Origin of the sequence: Flavobacterium zepuense, from assembly GCF_007097145.1 — a bacterium.
GTDB lineage: Bacteria > Bacteroidota > Bacteroidia > Flavobacteriales > Flavobacteriaceae > Flavobacterium > Flavobacterium zepuense.
Genome location: NZ_VJVZ01000003.1, coordinates 94670 through 114912 on the forward strand (window position 1 = coordinate 94670; position 20243 = coordinate 114912).

Annotated in this window: 19 protein-coding genes; 9 read left to right on the forward strand and 10 right to left on the reverse strand. The window is 40.6% G+C overall.

Going from position 1 to position 20243, the window contains the following annotated elements; genetic code table 11:
- Window positions 1–20 precede the first annotated feature (20 nt).
- The 6 genes from FMM05_RS05700 to ccsA form a co-directional block, all read right to left on the reverse strand.
- Window positions 21–197: a CAL67264 family membrane protein gene (locus tag FMM05_RS05700; protein WP_235894372.1), complete on the reverse strand. Its 177-nt coding sequence runs from the start codon at window positions 195–197 to the stop codon at window positions 21–23.
- A gap of 64 nt (window positions 198–261) precedes the next feature.
- A complete protein-coding gene (locus FMM05_RS05705; RefSeq protein ID WP_143372382.1) occupies window positions 262–1095 on the reverse strand; it encodes a CvfB family protein in 834 nt (277 codons plus the stop codon).
- Between the two features lie 74 nt (window positions 1096–1169).
- Window positions 1170–2828: a 2-succinyl-5-enolpyruvyl-6-hydroxy-3-cyclohexene-1-carboxylic-acid synthase gene (gene menD, locus FMM05_RS05710; RefSeq protein WP_143372383.1), complete on the reverse strand. Its 1659-nt coding sequence runs from the start codon at window positions 2826–2828 to the stop codon at window positions 1170–1172.
- A gap of 153 nt (window positions 2829–2981) precedes the next feature.
- Window positions 2982–3563 (reverse strand): LOG family protein, encoded by a 582-nt coding sequence (locus FMM05_RS05715; RefSeq protein WP_143372384.1) that lies wholly within the window; start codon window positions 3561–3563, stop codon window positions 2982–2984.
- A gap of 82 nt (window positions 3564–3645) precedes the next feature.
- Complete coding sequence (locus FMM05_RS05720) at window positions 3646–4236, reverse strand: glutathione peroxidase (RefSeq protein ID WP_143372385.1); 591 nt, start codon at window positions 4234–4236, stop codon at window positions 3646–3648.
- 31 nt (window positions 4237–4267) lie between these two features.
- Window positions 4268–7504, reverse strand: a complete 3237-nt coding sequence (gene ccsA, locus FMM05_RS05725; RefSeq protein ID WP_185965515.1) for a cytochrome c biogenesis protein CcsA — start codon at window positions 7502–7504, stop codon at window positions 4268–4270.
- A gap of 177 nt (window positions 7505–7681) precedes the next feature.
- Between ccsA and FMM05_RS05730 the strand changes: the two genes are divergently transcribed.
- Window positions 7682–8278 carry a hypothetical protein gene (locus FMM05_RS05730; RefSeq protein WP_143372386.1) on the forward strand — a complete coding sequence of 199 codons (597 nt, stop codon included), beginning with the start codon at window positions 7682–7684 and terminating at the stop codon, window positions 8276–8278.
- An 8-nt stretch (window positions 8279–8286) separates the two neighbouring features.
- A complete protein-coding gene (locus tag FMM05_RS05735) occupies window positions 8287–10206 on the forward strand; it encodes a M1 family metallopeptidase (RefSeq protein ID WP_143372387.1) in 1920 nt (639 codons plus the stop codon).
- A gap of 49 nt (window positions 10207–10255) precedes the next feature.
- Here FMM05_RS05735 and FMM05_RS05740 read toward each other — a convergent pair whose 3' ends face one another.
- Window positions 10256–11113 (reverse strand): DUF2911 domain-containing protein, encoded by an 858-nt coding sequence (locus FMM05_RS05740; RefSeq protein ID WP_143372388.1) that lies wholly within the window; start codon window positions 11111–11113, stop codon window positions 10256–10258.
- A 141-nt stretch (window positions 11114–11254) separates the two neighbouring features.
- On the opposite strand from FMM05_RS05740, the gene FMM05_RS05745 reads away from it, so the two are divergent.
- Both FMM05_RS05745 and FMM05_RS05750 read left to right on the forward strand, forming a co-directional pair.
- On the forward strand, window positions 11255–11728 hold the full coding sequence (locus FMM05_RS05745) for an SRPBCC family protein (RefSeq protein ID WP_143372389.1): 474 nt from the start codon (window positions 11255–11257) through the stop codon (window positions 11726–11728).
- Window positions 11725–13008 carry a cryptochrome/photolyase family protein gene (locus FMM05_RS05750; protein ID WP_143372390.1) on the forward strand — a complete coding sequence of 428 codons (1284 nt, stop codon included), beginning with the start codon at window positions 11725–11727 and terminating at the stop codon, window positions 13006–13008. Before FMM05_RS05745 ends, FMM05_RS05750 begins: the two co-directional genes overlap by 4 nt.
- Window positions 13009–13105: 97 nt before the next feature.
- Here the strand turns inward: FMM05_RS05750 and FMM05_RS05755 are convergent, their stop codons facing one another.
- On the reverse strand, window positions 13106–13765 hold the full coding sequence (locus FMM05_RS05755; RefSeq protein ID WP_143372391.1) for an HAD family hydrolase: 660 nt from the start codon (window positions 13763–13765) through the stop codon (window positions 13106–13108).
- Window positions 13766–13836: 71 nt separating this feature from the next.
- A complete protein-coding gene (locus FMM05_RS05760) occupies window positions 13837–14493 on the reverse strand; it encodes an HAD family hydrolase (protein ID WP_143372392.1) in 657 nt (218 codons plus the stop codon).
- Between the two features lie 172 nt (window positions 14494–14665).
- Here FMM05_RS05760 and FMM05_RS05765 point away from each other — a divergent pair, with 172 nt between their 5' ends.
- From FMM05_RS05765 to FMM05_RS05780, 4 genes are all read left to right on the forward strand, one after another.
- Window positions 14666–15208: an RNA polymerase sigma factor gene (locus FMM05_RS05765; RefSeq protein ID WP_143372393.1), complete on the forward strand. Its 543-nt coding sequence runs from the start codon at window positions 14666–14668 to the stop codon at window positions 15206–15208.
- A 30-nt stretch (window positions 15209–15238) separates the two neighbouring features.
- On the forward strand, window positions 15239–15649 hold the full coding sequence (locus FMM05_RS05770) for a hypothetical protein (RefSeq protein ID WP_143372394.1): 411 nt from the start codon (window positions 15239–15241) through the stop codon (window positions 15647–15649).
- A gap of 4 nt (window positions 15650–15653) precedes the next feature.
- Entirely contained in the window at window positions 15654–16100 is a 447-nt protein-coding gene (locus FMM05_RS05775; protein ID WP_143372395.1) for a sensor of ECF-type sigma factor, read from the forward strand.
- Window positions 16101–16441: 341 nt separating this feature from the next.
- Window positions 16442–17659 (forward strand): DUF763 domain-containing protein, encoded by a 1218-nt coding sequence (locus FMM05_RS05780; RefSeq protein ID WP_143372396.1) that lies wholly within the window; start codon window positions 16442–16444, stop codon window positions 17657–17659.
- Here the strand turns inward: FMM05_RS05780 and FMM05_RS05785 are convergent.
- A complete protein-coding gene (locus tag FMM05_RS05785) occupies window positions 17645–19198 on the reverse strand; it encodes a DEAD/DEAH box helicase (RefSeq protein ID WP_143372397.1) in 1554 nt (517 codons plus the stop codon). The two genes, FMM05_RS05780 and FMM05_RS05785, sit on opposite strands and share 15 nt — an antisense overlap.
- A 162-nt stretch (window positions 19199–19360) precedes the next feature.
- Between FMM05_RS05785 and nfi the strand changes: the two genes are divergently transcribed.
- Window positions 19361–20080, forward strand: coding sequence for a deoxyribonuclease V (nfi, locus tag FMM05_RS05790; RefSeq protein ID WP_185965516.1), 720 nt, complete (start codon window positions 19361–19363; stop codon window positions 20078–20080).
- Window positions 20081–20243 lie beyond the last annotated feature (163 nt).

Genomic DNA, 20243 nt, shown 5'->3' on the forward strand with positions numbered 1-20243 from the left:
TTATTGATAATTTAATCGAATTATACGCGGCCTTTTAACGCATTAAAAACCCAGGCAATAGCAAAAAAACCCAAGCCTACAGCTCCAAAACCATAGCCTGCAATATCATCATACCTAAAAGCTCCCAAGCATACAAGCAGTAGCCCCATAAGTATCATTATAAAAGTAGCCCAGCCCAGGACAGTATTTTTATTCATCATTGTTTTAGTAGATTAAAAAGCAAATATCGTTAACTTTTATTTATTTAGAAAATATGCCAACTTAGGATTTTACTAAATAAATACCGTCTTCTTTAATTTCTATAAGCTTTTGCTTATAAAGTGTACCAATAGCTTTCTTAAAGCTCTTTTTGCTCATTTTCAGCACAGTCTTTATATCTTCAGGATGGCTGTCATCATTTAAACGTAAAAAGCCGCGGCTTGCCCTTAGCTCGTCAAGTATCTTCTCAGCATTGGGCTCAATACCTTCAAATCCGGGTTTTTGCAGGGTTACATCAATTTTATTATCGGGCCTTATAGCCTTAATATATCCTTTAATCCTGTCGCCTGTACGCAGGTCGTCATACACCTCATTAAGATACATGAGCCCTTTGTGTTGCTCGTTTATAATCACGTTAATACCAAGATCTGTAATGTGCGATACTATCAAGTCTACTTCCTCACCTACTTCTACCATTAGCTCTTCGTTAGTAAGAAACTGGTTCAGCTTGCTCGATCCTACAAGCCTGCCCGATTTTTCATCAAGGTGCATGTGTACAAGGTAACGTTTGCCGCTATCCATAGGGCGCGCCTGCTCCCTAAAAGGTACAAAAAGATCTTTTTCAAGGCCCCAGTTCATAAAAGCGCCAAATTTATTGGTATAGCTTACGCGAAGCAGCGCAAACTCATTAAGGTAAATATAGGGTTCCAGCGTAGTGGCTACAGGGCGTTCTTCCTGGTCAAGGTACACAAAAACAGTAAGCTCGTCGCCTACCTCAAATTCTTCGGGTACATATTTGTTTGGCAAAAGTATATCATCTTTGCCATCGGTTAAATAAAGCCCTACCTGGGTATCCCTCGCTATGGTTAGGGTATTATATTTTCCTAATTCGATCATTCTATAGTTGTTGAAGCGGTAAAGGTACGAAGATTAAAGTATTATGCCGGTGCAATTCTGTTTTATGCCAGAGGTTACACCAACTCCTTAAAATATTGCAGCAATATCTTATCGTTTTCCAGCATTGGGGTAAATACTTCTAAAATTTTAGGTTTATCAGACTTGCCCATAAATACCTCTAAAGCTGATTGCAAACCTGCTTCATCTGATGCAGTACTGTACTCAAAACCATACATTTTAGCTAAATGCTCTGCTGTTAATTTATGTGTGGTTTCAAAGAAAGTATTAAACACTGGCGTTTCGGCATGGCCCGGCAATATCCTGAAGATACCCCCACCTGCGTTATTTATAAGAATAATTTTAAAGTCTTTAGATATATAATTATTCCACAACGCATTGCTATCGTATAAAAAGCTAACATCGCCGGTAATAAGCACCGTTTCTTTCTGGCTTGCCAGTGCAGCACCTATGGCTGTAGATGTACAACCATCTATGCCACTGGTGCCGCGGTTACAAAACACCTCAATAGAAGGCTTAATATCAAACAGCTGCGCATAGCGTATAGGCGAACTATTGCTTATCTGCAATTGCGAATTATCCGGCAATGCAGGCAATATCAGTTCAAAAGCTTTAAAGTCGGAAAACGGAATCTTGGCAAGGTAGGCATCGTGCTTTTCTTTCCTGAATGCCTTAAGCTCCTGTGCTATTTTATTATAATCGCTATCAACAGGGAGGGTTTGCGGCAAAAATTCTTTTAAAAAGGTGTTCGGTTCGGCTTCAATATGCCTGCTGAGTGCCCCAAAGGTATCGTAGGCCCTAAGCGAATCGATATGCCAGTGCATTTGCGGCTTATACTTTCTAAGAAATGCTTTAATACGTTTAGAAACCACCATTCCGCCAAAAGTAAGCAGTATTTCCGGGCGATATGCCTCAAAATCCTGTTCTGTAAACGGAGTAATAATAGTATCAATATTATTTAAAAATGAAGGATGGTGCAGGTTAGACGTAGTTTCGGTCATTACTACAACCGATGGGTCGGCCGCCAGTTGCGCAATAATAGCTTCTTCTATACTGTTAGGATAATTTACCCCTACTAACACCAGTTTCTTTTTAGCCACATTCCATCGCTCCACGTATTCAGATATTTCGCCATCAAATAATGTTTCTTCAATGGGCGAGTAATGTACTTCAACCCCAACAGAACACTGATCTACCGTTTCATACAACGGCTCTTCAAATGGCGCGTTAATATGCACCGGGCCTCTTTTTATTTTAGATATGGCAATTGCATTATTTATTAACGTATCGTTCTCTGCAGAGGCATCTTCCAGTAAATTAGCACTATATACAATATGATTGGCAAATACATTTTCCTGGCGGATGGTTTGCCCATCACCAATATCTATTTTATCGTGCGGCCTGTCGGCAGAAATAACAATTAGGGGTATCTGGCTGTAAAATGCTTCGGCTACAGCCGGATAATAATTAAGCAATGCCGAACCCGACGTACAAACTATAGCCGCCGGTTTTTGAAGCTGCTGCGCCATACCCACGGCAAAAAATGCAGCGCAGCGCTCATCGGCAATACTGTAACATGTAAAACCCTCATTATTGGCAAAGCCTATAGTAAGTGGTGCGTTGCGCGACCCGGGAGATATTACAATATCAGTAATTCCTTTAGCAAGGCATATTTGTATAATGCTTTGCGCTAAAGGTATTTTAGGATAAATCATTAAGTATATTCTTATATTATATATTGAGCAGTGCAGTAAATTTTACTACTACAAATTTACCACTACCGTAAGAATAAGCATAACAAAAGCTTATAAAATTTTGCTAAATGGGTACGAACTTAATTCAGAACAAGAGGTTTATAAACGCTCGTCTTAAAGTGTTTCTTTATTTATCCATTTACCGGTTTCCGGTGCCTGATAATTATCCATTTTTTGAAGCACGTCATCTATTGTATTGCCTGATAATAACATTTGCCTGTTAATCTCTTTAAGGAAACCTTTACTTACCATAATATCTGCCATTTGCAGCAAGGCATCATAAAAGCCATCAATGTTTAGCAAAGCCATTGGCTTTTTGTGCAGCCCCAGCTGACCCCAGGTTAGCATTTCAAAAAACTCTTCAAAGGTGCCAAAGCCACCGGGCAGGGCAATCACGCCGTCGCACAGGTCGTTCATTTTAGTTTTGCGCTCGTGCATGCTTTCTACCAAAATCAATTCGTTAAGCCCTTGGTGCGCAATTTCTTTATCCCTCAAAAAATGAGGCAATACGCCAATAACTTCGCCACCGTTTTGCAAAGCACCATCGGCCAGGGCTCCCATAAGGCCTACATTAGCGCCGCCATAAACAATTCCCATATTTCTTTTGGCTAATGTTTTGCCTAACAAATAAGCCTGCTCTTCAAATAATTTATCAGTCCCAAAACTCGATCCGCAAAAAACTGCTATTCTTTTCATTTAAAGTATTCTAAAAAATTCAACAAAAAACTGCTGCCGCTACACATGTAACAACAGCAGTTTTGTATGATATATTTTGTTATTACGATTTAACCCAGTCTAAAACCTCAGGCTCTGTAACCAGGGTTTTAGGGGCAATAACTTTTACAAGTTCACCTTTTTCGTTAATAAGGTATTTCTGGAAATTCCATTGCACTTCGCTGTCCTCTAAGCCATTCTTGCTTTTTTCTGTTAAGAATTTATACAAGGGCGCCATATCACTGCCCTTTACAGAGATCTTATCCATCATAGGGAAAGACACGCCGTAGTTTTGCTGGCAAAATGTAGCAATTTCTTTACTTGTGCCCGGCTCCTGCTCTGCAAAGTTATTTGCCGGGAAACCTACAATTACAAGGCCTTTATCTTTATATTGTTTATACAGCGCCTCAAGGTCTTTGTATTGCGGAGTAAGCCCGCATTTAGAGGCGGTATTTACAACAATTACTTTTTTACCTTTTAATGAGGCAAAGTCAAACTCCTCGCCGTAAAGGTCTTTAACTTTAAACTGGTAGATTGTTTCTTTAGCCATCGCTTTTTTATTATCAGATTTGGAGGCAACGGGTTTAGTTTGTGCCTGATTTTGGCAGCTTACCATAAGCATTAGCCCGCAGGCTAATAATGCAAATTTTCTCATTTCTATATTTTTATATAAATGTACTAAAAATTTATTTTTTGATGCTTTGCTTTTTTAAATGTTTATTATACTGCATATAAGCAAGTGCACCCAATAAAATAACACCTACAGCCATGTAAAAAAAGTACATTGGGGTACGTATCTCTCCGCTTGCATAAGAGTGCAGGCCGGTAAGGTAAAAGTTTACACCAAAATACGTCATTAATATAGATGCAAATGCCAGAACACTAAAGAAATTGAAAATCCAGGCACCGCGTAAAGCCGGTACAAAACGCATATGTATTACAAAAGCGTATACCATAATACTTACCATCGCCCATGTTTCTTTAGGATCCCAGCCCCAATAACGGCCCCAGCTTTCATTTGCCCACTGCCCACCTAAAAAGTTACCTATGGCAAGCATTACAAGCCCCACGGTTAAGGCCATTTCATTTATATAGGTAATTTCTTTGATGGTAAGATCCATCTTTACCTTGTTGTTTTTGTTAGTAAATAACATAAGTATAAGTGACACTAACCCTAATATCATACCCAATGTAAACGGCCCATAGCAACCCACAATTACCGCAACGTGTATCATTAACCAATACGAGTTAAGTACCGGTACAAGGTTAGCAATCTCAGGGTCGGTCCAGCTCCAGTGCGCCACCATAAGCACCATAAATACTACAAAAGCTGTAGATGCAACGGTAAGCTCTGATTTTCGCCCAAAAGCTAAACCAAAGAACATGGTTGCCCATGCCACGTATATAACCGACTCAAAAGCATTACTCCAGGGGGCATGGCCCGATACGTACCAGCGTACCGCCAACCCTAAGGTGTGCAGTATAAAAAGCAGAAATATAACACCGTGAAAAAACTTAACCGTTAACGCGATACTTTTACGATCATTAAATATTTTTATGATAACAAACAGGAACATTAAAAGCCCTGCATATAAATACCAAGAATATAGTTTTTTAAAGATATCATACTTATTATAAAGCAGCTCTGCATCAATCTTATCATCTGAAGGCATTACATTCGCACCAAATCTCTTTTGGTATTTGGTTAATCCGTCAAGCATGTCATCAGCCAGTTTGTAGTCTGTGGTTTGTGTAGCTTTGCCTAATGATCCAAAATAAATGGGTACTATATTTATTATACTGTCTAATCCTTTAATATTACCATCGGCAGCCTCAGGGAAAGAAACCCATTTGTTTCCTTCATCATTAGGTATAGGAAGTACTTTTAATACCTGTCCGGATATGGCAAGGTTAAGCAGGTTAATGCGCTTATCAAGGTCTATAAAATCTACCTGAAACTGGTTTTGAACCTTTTCCCTGTTGGCTTCCTCAAGCAAACGGGCCAGTTTGTAATTGCCACGCGCATCAAAAAAGTCGGACATGGCAGCAAACTTAGTACCTTTTTCAAGTCCGGCAATTTTTCTAATACTGTCATTCTTACGGTTTAAATATATAATAGGTACATCATACCACACCTCACCCAGCATAGCCATAGAAAGGAATACCTGATCGGCATTCATATCTTTATATGACTCGCTTTGGCTTACTTTACGCAGCAATTCCGACGCAAAGGTGTTAGCCGGTTTCATCCTGCCCCCAAAATCCTGAATTACAATACGGCTAAATTTTGCAGCATGCTCAGGGCTAACTTTAAAAGCTTCGATAACGCTATCCAATTGCTTTTGTGTAGGCTTTTGGCGAAGGTGCTCGTGAGAAACTTCCTCTTCATGTGCCTCGTGATTATGCCCTGCATGATCGTGGCCTTCGTGGTTATGCTCCTGGGCAAAACCGCTTATGGTAAAAAATAAAAGCAGTATCGTTGTTAACGCAGCTTTCTTTTTCTTAACCTTTTCAAGTTTTTCTTTGAGGTCGCCAAAGCGGGTATTTTTATCAAATAATATTGCCATCAGGCCAAAGTATAATAAGAAGTACCCGGAGTATGATATCCACGTACCCCAAAAATCGTGGTTTACAGATAATTTAGTACCTTTTTCATCTTCATCAAAACCCGACTGGAAAAAGCGGTAGCCCCTGTAATCCAGTACATGGTTCATGTAAATACGGGTATTTATGGTGTTTTTTTCTTGTTTATCTTCTACAGTAACCGTACTTTCAAAAGAAGAATATCCTCCTGCCTGCCCCTGCATACCGGGGTAACGGTTGGCTATAAAATCGTTTAGGCGAATTGCGAATGGCAGCTCATAGGTTTTACTGCCATACATTAGGGTATATTCAAGCTTACCCTGTTTAAACGATACCGGTACGCCCATTTTTTGCCAGCCACCTAATAAGGTAACCTCTTTTTCTTTACCTTCAGATTTTACAGTAACTGTAAGTGCGGCATCTTCTTTGGTTTTAAAATCCTTACTGCCTTCATACGCTACACTACCTTTTATAGCACGCTCAGGAAACACGAACATAGCACCCTGAAGGTTGTAAAGCGAACGGAACATTAAAGGCTGTACAGAATCTTTGACAACTGCACCCTGCATCCTGTCGGCCATGCGCATAAAGTTACCTTCAAACGGTGTGGTAATGGTATAATTATCACCGGTTTTTGTAACATTAATTGCACCCGCAGTAGGCTTATTAAAAGCAAATAACAAATTATTAATACTTTGCACTTCGCCCTCTTTTAAATAAAGGTCGCGGCGCTTGCCCGATGTTTGCTCTACCATTTTAATGTACTGCACACCGTTGAGGTCTTCTTTTATAACTTCTTTAGCGCCAAGCTTAAAATCTTTATATTCAATTTCAAACGGAATATCGTTAAACTCGTTAGAAATAGTAAAGTGATTACTTGCAATTAGTGGTGTTTCTTTTGAGGCCAACAAAAGCTGCTTCTCAAAAGTACGGCGGCGCATTTCGCCCTGGTACTCACCATCTATAAAAACAGTTAAATAAGGCTTATCGCTATAAAAAACACTCTGTGCCTCTCCCTCCCTAATGGGCATCATGCCTTCAAAGCTTATGTAACGGGTTACAAAAGCACCGACTATGATCAATATAAAAGAAAGGTGTAAGAGTAGTGTAGCCCACTTTTCTTTTTTGTGTAACTGGTAGCGTTTTATATTACCAAAAAAGTTAATTACAAAGAGTAGCATAATAGCCTCAAACCACCAGGCATTGTATATGTAAACACGGGCGGTTTCGGTATTATAAGCATCTTCTATAAACGTGCCTATTCCCATAGATGCTGCAAAAACAAGGAAAAGAACGGCCATTAAACGTGTGGAGGAAAAGAAAGAAATTATTTTATCCATGAGTATACGGATGTGTTCATTTTAAATTCCTGCAAAAGTACTTAAAACTTCAGTTTTAATATAGCTTTATACGGTAAATTTAATGCGATACATTATTGAAAAGTAGGTAAAAGTAACCAGTATAACATTATTTATCGTATAAGTATTTTATATTTGTTGCATAAACTAAAATCTAACATGAAAAAAATTTTATTGTGTGCTGCATTGTTTGTAGCTACAATTTCGGCTGTTGCACAAACCGAAGCAACCACAAAGGATGGAAAAAAAGTAGTTTTAAACAGTAACGGAACGTGGGCGTATGCCGATGGCGACTGCAACTTATTAACTGAAACAAAAACATACACCGGCGGTAAAACAATGACATCGGCAAAGGAGCCTATCAAGCTATTTGATGATGCTTCCGCTAAAACGGGCGTATCTTTAGATGCCATTAAGGGTTCGAGCTCATTAATATTAAATTTTGGCAGGATAGAGCGCATAGCTATTTGTATTAATAAAAATGCGCCGTTGAATTTAGAATTTACCGATGGCACAAAACTTGTTCTTAAGCACATGGGCGAACTGGATTGTAAAGGTAACTTTTCCTGTTTTTTAGGAGAACAAATGAACACCGGTAAAGAATTGGGAGTTTTAAAATCCAAAAAAATAAAAAAAGTTTCTATAGAGTATACTGATACTGAAAACGGTGCAATTAAAAAATTTACCAAAGACTATACACTTACTGCCGACCAGGGTGAAAAACTGTCAAAGATTATAAATTGCCTTTCTAATTAATGCTTACAATGAGAATACCCAAATTACTGATGCTTTTAACCCTTACGGGATTATCTGCTTTTGCACAGGAAGTATTACCCACCAACCAGTCAAAATTTGATGATGTTACCTACCGCAGGGGTAACGAATTTAGGTCGGCATCCGGAGTTCCGGGTCCGCAGTACTGGCAAAACGGCGCCGATTATGCTATTGAGGCCGAACTGGATGATAAAACCAACACCCTTAAAGGCAGGCTAACTATGACCTACCATAATAACAGCCCGCAGGAACTTAATTACATTTGGATGTATGTAGAGCAAAACCGCTTTACCGAAGATTCCCGCGGTACACTAACTACCCCTATACAAGGCAACCGTTACAGCGGCGATATAGATGGTGGCATAGCCATTACTAATCTTAAAGTAAAGGGTAATGATGTTAATAAATTTCTTATTAACGATACCCGTATGCAGGTCTTCTTCGAAAAACCGCTTAAAGCTAAAGGTGGTAAAGCTGTAATAAGCATGAATTTTGAATTTAAAATACCCGAAGCCGGTATGGACCGTATGGGCAGGCTAACTACCGAGAAAGGGGTTACCTTTTCTATGGCGCAATGGTATCCGCGCGTTGCGGTATTTGATGACGTTGTAGGCTGGAATGTGGAGCCGTATCTTGGCGCGGGTGAATTTTATGTAGAATATGGAAACTTTGACTATAAAGTAACCGTGCCTTATGATCATATCGTAGCAGGCTCGGGTGAATTGGTAAACGCTAATGAAGTACTCACTAAACAGCAGCTTACCCGTTGGGAACAGGCTAAAAACAGCGATAAAACTATATTCCTTATCACGGCAGATGAAGCAGGGAAACCAACTACCACAAGGCCGGTGCAAAGCGGTAAGGTAACCTGGCACTTTAAAATGAACAACACGCGCGATGTCGCCTTTGCATCGGCAAAGAATTTTATATGGGATGCGGCAAAAATAAACCTGCCGAGTGGTAAAAAAGCAGTGGCACAATCGGTTTATACCGAGGAAAGCGCCAGTCCTGATGCATGGGGCCGTTCTACTGAATATACTAAAGCATCTATAGAACATTATTCTAAAACCTGGTTTGAATACCCTTACTCTAATGCGGTTAACGTAGCAAGTAATGCCGGTGGTATGGAGTACCCGGGCATGTCTTTTTGCAGCGCTAACAGCGTGGGTGCGGATCTTTGGGATGTTACCGACCATGAATTTGGCCACAACTGGTTCCCCATGATCGTAGGTTCTAACGAACGCCGCTACGCATGGATGGATGAAGGTTTTAACACCTTTATAAACTACTACAGCACCGTTAACTTTAATAACGGTGAATATAAAAGCGACATTGCCAAAAGCCGTAACAGGGTGGCCTGGTTTAAATCAAAATACAGGGAGGGACTTGATACCTACCCCGATGTTGCCCGTTCTATGAACTTGGGCTTTACCGCCTACTATAAGCCTGCTACAGGCCTTATTATGCTTAGGGAATACATACTTGGGCATGAGCGCTTTGATAATGCTTTTAAAGCATATATTAAAGCATGGGCATTTAAGCACCCACAGCCAACCGACTTTTTTAATGCTATGGATAATGGCGCGGGAGAAAACCTTAACTGGTTTTGGAAAGGCTGGTTTACCGGCACCGCTAACATAGACCTTGGCATAAGTAAAGTTTCGGAAGTTAAAGATGCTTACATTATAACCTTTACCAACAAAGGCGATATGCCTGCCCCTGTTGTGTTTAAGGTGGTTTATGATGATAACAGCAGCGAAATTAAAACCCTGCCGGTAGAAGTTTGGCAGCGTGGCAATGAGTGGGATTACTTGCTGCGCACCACTAAAAAACTTAAAGCAGTTGATATAGATCCGGGGCGTTTTATACCGGACATCAATAACCAGGACAACTCATGGATAAAAGAATAAACAAAGAAAGCTGCCTATCAAGGCAGCTTTCTTTGTTTTAGGGAGAAAATTATTTCTTACTCCACTCTTGTATAGAGTCTTTATTCATTTTTACGTAATCAGCGTTGTTTGCTTTTTCAGCACCCGCTAAAGATAACTTAGCAGTCTCTACAGCACCTTTTTTATCGCCCATTTTAGCCTGTATAAGCGATTTTTGCCTAAGGATATAAAATGGAGTTTCTTCACCTTTAGGAGTTTTCTCAATTGCCGAATTGATCCAGCTTAATGCTTTGGTAAGATCGGCGTTAGACTGGTAGTAATATTGAGCAGCAGCAAAATAAGATCCTGCTGTAGGGCCACTCATTGCCTCTTCTATACTTTTAAGAGCAGTAGCTTTAGTAGGTACTTCTATCTTTACAGCTACCATTGTTTTTTCCCATGCAATTTCAAGAAAACCATAATCGTTTTCAAGAGCGTTAACCCCTATAGTTAACGTTTCTACGTTACGGGTTAAAAATTCCGGTTTAACCGATGTCCTTACCACTTCTTTTTTCTCGTCCCATTTTTCAGGTAAGCCCCAGTTATTGGTATCGTCATAAATAATCACGTCCCAGCTGTCAGCTTTAGGCTGTGTGTAAAGTGCATAATGACCTGCCTTTACCGGTTTACCACCTATAATAACGTCATCGCTAAAGGTAATAATTGTATTAGCGTTAGCACCGGTTCTCCATAGCCTGCCAAAAGGCACCAACTCTCCGTAAACCGACCTGCCTCTTGAGCTTGGGCGTGAATAATCTACTTTAACAGTTGTAAGGCCCACCGTTTGCTCTATTAGCGCTTGCGGACTCGCCTGTGGTGTCTGGATCTGTGCCGATGAATTTACCATTAGGCCTAACACTAAGGCTGCGGTAAAAAATATGTTCTTCATGTTTGTTTTGTTTATTAAAGTTTGCAACTGCGAAATTAAGAATTAAACCCTTTACGCTTGTTAAAAAAAACCGAAATTAGTTTACATTGCCTTCAAAGTGTAATCAGGTTTTAGTAACTTCACTCCTTATTTTTCTTACAAATGATATATACTGTACATACGTTTCAAAAACTGCCCATAACGCTGCAACAGGCATGGGATTTTATGGGAGACCCTAAAAACCTTGCCGTTATTACGCCAAGTTCTATGGGCTTTAATACACTATCCGGCGACGACCGTAAAATGTTTGCCGGCCAGATAATTGTTTACACAATAACGCCACTGTTTGGCATTAAATTGCAGTGGGTTACAGAAATTACCCATGTAACAGATAAACACTTTTTTGTAGACGAACAGCGCTTTGGTCCGTATGCTTTTTGGCACCACAAACACTTTTTAAAGGAAATTCCCGGCGGTGTAGAAATGGAAGACATTGTACATTATAAGGTACCTATGGGCTTTTTAGGCAGGTTGGTACACCCTTTTTTGGTAAAACCAAAGCTTGATGAAATTTTTGCTTATCGGTACAATAAGCTTGTAGAACTTTTTGGCGAATTTAAACCTGTAAATGCATGATAGTTTTTTGGTTTAGGCGCGACCTTAGGATAGATGATAATACCGGCCTGAGCGCAGCGATAGCATTGGGGGAAAAAGTATTGCCTATCTTTATTTTTGATAAGAACATATTAGATGAATTACCCAAAGACGATGCACGTGTCACGTTTATTTCGGCATTGTTGGATGACATTAATGCCGAGTTTAAAAAACATAACCGCAAGCTTGCAGTTTTTCATGATTATCCGGAAGCAGTGTTAAAAAAACTCCTTAAAGAACATGAGATTACCGCCGTATATACTAACCATGATTATGAGCCTTACGCCCGTAAAAGGGATGGCGAAATAAATAATATGCTTGCAGAGAACGATGTTGCCTTTAAAACTTTTAAGGACCAGGTTATTTTTGAAAAAGACGAGGTGATGAAAGGCGATGAAACTCCATATGTGGTTTATACACCCTACAGCAATCGCTGGCGCGAACTCTTTAAAAACAAATTCGTTAACCAACACCACCCCGCTATTAAAGCTGAGGATTTTGCCACGCACTCTTACCCTTACATGGGTTTAAAAGACATTGGCTTTACTGAATCGGATATCAAACCGGAACCTTACGACGTATCTAAACCATTGATTGATAATTATGAGGGTACCCGTAACTTTCCTGCTACCGATGGTACATCGCACCTTAGCGCTTACCTGCGTTTTGGAGCAGTAAGTATCAGGGCCATCGCGAATAAGGCTTCTCAAAGTAAAAATGAAACCTTTTTAAAGGAACTTATATGGCGTGAGTTCTTTATGCAGATACTTTGGCACTATCCCCATACGGTTACAAAGGCATTCCGCCCCAAATATGATGATATAAAATGGCGCTATAACGAAAAGGATTTTAAAGCCTGGTGCGAAGGCAAAACCGGTTACCCTATGGTTGATGCCGGTATGCGACAACTAAATGCTACAGGTGCTATGCATAATCGCGTACGCATGGTAGTGGCCAGCTTTTTATGCAAGCATTTGCTATTAGACTGGCGCAAAGGCGAAGCTTATTTTGCCGAGAAATTGTTAGATTATGAGCAATCCAGCAACATAGGCAACTGGCAATGGGCCGCAGGAAGTGGTGTAGATGCCGCCCCCTACTTTAGGGTATTTAACCCGACAGAACAGGTTAAAAAATTTGATAAAGACCTGAAATATATACGCAAATGGGTGCCCGAATTTGAAGCCCTTGACTATAAGCCAATTGTAGACCATAAGGAAGCCCGCGAAAGAGCATTAAAGGTTTATAAGGAAGGACTTGTTTAATTTTAGTTTCAGGTTTCAGGTTTGAAGTTGCCAATTAGTACGATTATGACATATGAGAGTAGCTCAACCTGAAACTTTAAACATGAAAAACATGAAACTATTGTTTTATATCCCTGATTTTCTCATAACTCAACTGGCTGAAATCGGTTATAATCGTGTCAGCCAAAGAAGTGTCTTGTAACGAAAGTTCATCATTTTTATAGCCAATACAATACACACCGGCAGCTTTAGCGGCTTTAATACCGTTGGTACTGTCTTCTATAACAATACATTCATCGGCTGTAAAGCCCGATTTTGCTACGGCTTCAAGAAAAATAGCGGGATGTGGTTTAGAAAATTCAAAGTCCTGGCCGCTTATCTTATGACTAAAATAAGGATTAAGCCCAAAACGGTTAAATACGCGTTCTATCTTCACTTTAGATGATGATGATGCCAGCAGGATAACCACACCATTAGCATGTAAATCCATTATCAGGTTTTCAACGCCCGGCATTAATTCAAGCGTTTCATCGGCATCAAAAGCATCACAATAATACCCTAAACCCTGCTCTACAAGCACATCGCTATCGGTATCAATACTGTAAATATCTTTTATTTTCTGAATAATATTTTTATCGGAATTGCCTATAAATGTAGAATATACATCGTCCGTAACATTTATATTAAGCGATTCATAAAATTTTTTATTGGCTCTGTGACTAAGAGGCTCGGTGTCAACCACTACTCCATCCATATCAAAAATTACGGCTCTTATCATTTTTATAGTTTCGGGTTCCAGGTTTCAGGTTTCAGGTTCGCTACGGCAAACTTGAAACTTTAAACCTGAAACTAATTAATAGAATGTATTATATCTGTGTTAAGTTCACTAAAATTTGTTATAATCTTTTGAGCAATAGAGAGTTCCTGCTGTTTGCTGTTTTCGCTTACATAGGCAACGCAGTAAATACCCGCAGCATTTGCAGCTTTAATTCCGTTTGTACTATCCTCTATAACAATACATTGCGCTACAGGGTTGCCGGAAAGTTCGGCAGCTTTTAAAAAGATGGCCGGGTGCGGTTTAGATTGCGGAAAGTCTTCCCCACTAACAATATGCGCAAAATACTGGTGCAAATTAAAGCGTTTAAACACCCTGCCTATGGTTTCATTACTAGCCGAAGATGCCAACACTAATTGTAAACCATTGCTATGTAGGTTTTTAATAAGATCCAATACACCGGGCAGCAGCTCCAAATCTTCTTTTATATCAAAAGCATCATTAAAAAAGTCGCGCTTGCTGCGCACAAGGGCTTCTATTTCTTCCTGTAAATTAAAATGGTCTTTAATTTTTTGGTAGGTGTTTTTTGTAGAAAACCCCGTAAATGTATGGTACATTTCATCAGGGATATCTATATTAAGATGCTTAAAGTGCTGGTGGTAGGCAAAGTAGTGTACGGGTTCTGTATCTACAATAACGCCGTCCATATCAAAAATAACTGTATTAACCATAGTTGTGTTTAAACCCCAAAAATACAACTTAGCGCCAAAACTAAAAACTAAATAGAATAAGATATTCTAAAATTACGCTGAAAGCCCCGCAAATGCTAAGATCTAAATAAAATGTGGACACAATTAAACCTTTTAGCCTAACTTTAGTCTTACTTAAAAATGGTTTTTAACTTTGGACGACGAAAAGCAATTTATTGCAGCCCTGCTTAACCCTAAAACGCAAAATGAAGCGTTTAGGCAGCTTGTAGCGCGCTACAGCCGCCCTTTGTACAGCCATATACGTAACATTGTGCTTAACCATGATGACGCTGATGATGTTCTGCAAAACACTCTTATTAAAGTGTTTAGCAACCTGAAGAACTTTAAGGGGGAGAGTAAACTCTTTTCGTGGATATACCGCATAGCAACCAATGAGTCGCTTACGCTAATAAGCCAGCGGGCTAAAAAAGGCGGTATCACCAACGAAGAAGTAAACGAGAAGGCCGTGCAAAACCTGGTTGCCGACGAATATTTTGAAGGTGATGCCCTGCAACTTAAACTGCAACAGGCAGTTGCATCATTGCCTGAAAAGCAACAGTTGGTTTTTAAAATGCATTATTTTGAAGAATTGAAATATGAAGATATATCTGAGATAGTGGGTACATCTGTTGGGGCGCTAAAGGCCTCTTACCACCATGCCGTTAAAAAAATTGAAGATTACATAAATACCCATTAAACCTTTTGCAACAAATTAAGTCTAACCGCTATGAACAATTTTAAATTAAACGAAGAACACAAGATAAAGTCAGGGCTTACGTCGCCTCAAGATGTTTATTTTGAGAACTTTACCGAAAGACTGATGCAGCAATTGCCTGCACCGGAAATTAAAGTTGTACCGCTTTACAGGCGAAAACCAGTGTGGTTCTCGGCAGCAGCGGGCTTTGTTGTAATGCTTACCGGAGGCTATTTTTTACTGAATAACAGCCCCCAGGCTACAACCCAGCCTGATACCGCAGCTATAGAGAATTACCTGGTATACCAAACCAACGTAACATCGTATGATATGATAGACCACCTTGATTCACAGGATATTAAAGAGCTGGAAGCGTCTATTGTACTTAATGACGATGCTATTAAAGATTACTTATCTGATGAAGATGTTTACTTATATGAATAACACTATGAAAATAAAGGTTTTACTCCCAATCTTATTACTTTTTACTTTAAGTGGTTTTAGCCAAAATCATGACGAGAAAAAGGAACAAATTAAGGCGCTAAAGGTCTCATTCTTAACGACTGAACTTAGCCTAACCACCTCAGAATCAGAGAAATTCTGGCCGGTATATAATGCTTATGAAGACAAGGTGTATGTTATAAGGCACGATAAAATGCGACCTATTTTTAAGAAGTTAGGCGACGGCGCCCTTGATAAAATGACCGACAAAGAAGCCCAGCCCCATCTTGACAAACTACAAGCAGCTGATAAAGACTTGTTTGTACTCAGGGAGAAATTGATAGCCGACCTAAGGCCCATCATTGGGGCGAAAAAAATACTGAAGCTTAAATGGGCCGAAGAAGATTTTAAACGCAAGTTGCTGGATAAATTTAAAGACAACAAAAAAGATTAATACCCATGAAAAGGAAGCTGCAATGCTTCCTTTTTTTGCCTAAAAACGGCTTGATATTTCACTTTTGGATTTTGAGTTGCCAAAAATGATGCGTTTTTTAGCTCATTTAATAAAGATTAAACTTACAAAAGGCTTAATATTTCACTTTTGGATTCTGAGTTAGCTAAAAGTGTTTCGAGTTTGGGGTTTTGAGTTGCGAGTTCTTACTGATCACATAAAAATTTGAAATTTAGAATTTAAATGGGGGTTACTTTTGACTTTATGACTTTCGATTTTATGACTATTAAAGCTTTTTAAATACCTTTGTATAACCACCCTCCCTCCCTTACAATCACTAAAAAATGAAACGATCCGGTTCTGCTGATTTGCCGCTTCACGGCGGGCATGTGCCTGCATGGCTTTCTGAAAGGATGGCTAAGCTGGGCCTCGCCATTGTGGAGACCATTGCAATGGAATTCTCTACCGCCGAGGTGATCGCTAAACTGGCCAACCCGTTCTGGTTTCAGAGCTTTGGCGCGGTAATGGGTATGGACTGGCATTCGTCCGGCATTACCACATCGGTACTTGGGGCACTAAAGCGGTCGGTTAACCCGCATGCTAAAGAGTTGGGCATTTACATTTGTGGCGGCAAGGGCAAGCACTCCATGAAAACGCCTGAGGAGCTTATTGCCGTGGGCAACCGCACCGGGCTTAACGGTGTTGAGCTGGCAGGATTGAGCCGCCTTACCGCAAAGGTAGACAACACCGCCATACAGGACGGTTTCCAACTCTATCAACATAACTTTATCGTTAACACCCAAGGCGACTGGTGCGTTATACAGCAGGGCATGAACAACTATACCAGCATTGCCCGCAGGTACCATTGGCACAGCCAGGACCTAAAGTCGTTTATTAACGAGCCACACACCTTTATTTATGGCGAAAACCAAGGCAAAATACTTAACCTTACCGATGGCAGCGCTGCCGGTACGCGCGAAAAATCGTTGCTTATTGTTAACGAGCACCCTGATAAGATAATCAAGGAAATGAACCACCTTATACTGCCTAATCACCATGATGTAAGGATGAAAGATGTAAACATGAAAAGGCTGGGCGCTATGCTATGGATGGCACATGAAAACAAGCCCGAAGATTTTGAAGGCCTGCTGATGCTAAAAGGCATGGGTCCGCGCACGGTACAATCGTTAGCGCTGGTAAGTGAGGTAATTTACGGCACCCCTACCCGATTTGATGATCCTGCCCGTTTCTCGTTCGCGCATGGCGGTAAAGACGGGCACCCGTTTCCGGTACCTGTAAATGTGTTTGATGAAACTATAAATACGCTGCAAAGCGCCATACAGCGGGCCAAGATTGGCAACAGCGATAAGATGCATGCCATACAAAAGCTATCGGAAATTTCGCGAAATGCCGAAAAAGATTTTACACCCAACACCAACTTTGATGCCCTTATACAAAAAGAGCGCGACGAGTCGTATAAATACGGCGGCCGCACTGTTTTTGGCAAGGCGCAACCGCCCAAAAAGAAGGGCGGCGACAGCAATCAGTTAGAGCTTTTTTAGTTCAAGCATTTCTGCCTCAGTATCAGCATCTTTATAACGCTGAAATATACGGCCTATAAATATACCAAGGCGGTTCTTATAGTCTTCTATAAGCCATTCACGGTAGTTTTTAGTAGTTTTAGAGAGCAGTTTGGCATATTGCTTAACGCGATACTCTACATCGGGGTCAAGCTCCTTAGCAAGCTTACGCGCCTCCGATATCGTTTCACTATTTTCAATACACATAAAAGCATGCTGGCGGATGGATTTGTCTATCACCGCCTTAGGCTTCTCCCTGTTATCGGCCGCAAGGCGAAACTCCTCCTCCACATCAAAAGTAACGTGCATGGTCTTGGCAAATTTTTCCCTAAGCTCATCAGGCATTATGTATACGTGATAGCTTTCAATTTCCGCATCACTACGAATATTTTCCAGGAACAGCTCAGGGTTCTTAAAAATATACTGCCAGTCTATAGGGTCGCTCCAAAGGCCAAACCTTTGTGCATTGTTACCCAGGTCTATCACCGTAAAAATATCTTTATACGGCAGCTTGCGCGAGCCACGGCCTATCATCTGGAAATACAGCGTGAGCGATCGTGTAGCCCTGTTTAATATAATTGTCTCAACAGTAGGCTCATCAAAACCGGTGGTAAGGATGGATACCGATGTTAGTATGGCATCGGGCGTTTTCTTAAACCAGGTAAGTATCTTTTTACGTTCGGCTTCAGGAGTGCGGTTATCAAGGTGCTTTATGGGCAGCCCGGCAGCCCTGAAGGTTTCATACACGTATAGCGATGTATTGATACCGTTATTAAAAATAAGGGTCTTTTTACCGCGGGAACGCGATAAATAAGCCTGCACCAGCAAATCCTGCATTGCAGAACGTGAATACAGCTCATCTGACGATGCTACGGTGTAATCGCCCGTAATGCCCAGTTTAAGCGATGTAAGCTCTACATCATAACCAAACATTACGGCCTTTGCTAAAAAGCCTTTGTTAATGAGCGAACTAATAGGCTCGCCTACAATAAGCTCATCGTACGTTTCATACATGGGCAACTCTATATTAGAGCTAAGCGGTGTAGCCGTAACCCCCAAAAATAAAGAGTTTTTAAAGTAAGTGAATAGCTTGCGGAAACTGTTGTAATGCGCCTCATCTACAATTACAAGGCCCACATAATCCATGTGGAATTTTTTATCCTTAAGGCGGTTGTTAAGCGTCTCAACCATTGCCACATAGCAATCAAAGTCATTGTCATACGGCAGCTCTTTTACGGCGCTGTCTATAACGGTATTTTTTACGCCAAAGCCATTAAGCATTTGCGATGTTTGCTTGCTAAGTTCTATCCTATGGGTAAGCACAAGCACTTTGCGCCCATATTTTTCAATATACCGACGGGCAATTTCAGAAAATATAACCGTTTTGCCGCCACCGGTGGGGAGTTGGTACAGCAAATGGTAGTTATCGGGCTTACCCTCAAACTTTTCAAATATGGCGTCGATGTCTTCCTGCTGATAATTGTACAGCTCTTTTCTTTCCCCTTCTTCTTCGGCTTGCATATAATTAGTTGATAAACCCCAAAAATATAGATTTAGTTAGATTAAACTGTTTATAAAATCATAATTATTACGGGGGGCGCAAATTTATCGAAACATTAGTAAATACAAGCGTTTAAACTTATAGCATATTTGTTAAATTTGATGTATGAAGGAGGATTATTTATGCTGAATTACAATGATGTTTCGATCGCGCAGGCTACCGAAATGCAAAACCAGATGCGCCACAGCGTGAGCCTGCAATCTGATTTTAAAAACATTACCACCATTGCCGGGGCCGATATATCTCATAACAAGTATGAGGAAACTGTGTACGCAGGCATTGTAATACTTAGCTATCCGCAGATGGTAGTACAATCGTATTCGCTGGTTGTTACTGCAACAAAATTTCCTTATGTACCGGGCTTTTTAGGCTTTCGCGAAGTGCCTGCCCTGCTACAGGCGTGGGAACAGCTGCCCACCAAACCCGATGTTATGGTATTAGACGGACAGGGCATTACACATCCCCGAAAAATGGGCATTGCCAGCCACTTTGGCGTGCTAACCAACCACGCCGCCATAGGCTGTGCCAAGAGCATGCTGTTTGGTAAATTCCCTGAATTAGGCAATGAAAAATTCAGCACCAGCACAATAATCAACGCCTATACTAACGAACATTTAGGCTATGCCCTGCGCACCAAAAACGGCGTTGAACCCGTGTACATATCACCGGGCCATAAAGTATCGGTTAACGATAGCCTTACCATTATGACAAACTGCATTAAAAACCACCGCATACCGGAGCCAACCCGCATGGCACACGAAAAAGTAAACCTGCTGCGCACCGGCAAACTAAAACCGGGCTTTCATATTGCCGATACCCAAATGGGGCTGTTTGATTTTTAGTGAGTTCTATCCTCCACGAACTGTCTTTGCGAGAAGGAAGAACGAAGCAATCTGTTTACGTTCACTCTAACTACATAGATTGCCGCGCTGCGTTGCACTCCGCTCGCAAAGACGATAGCGGGTATTATGCGTTCAACTCTTCACGAACTGTCTTTGCGAGAAG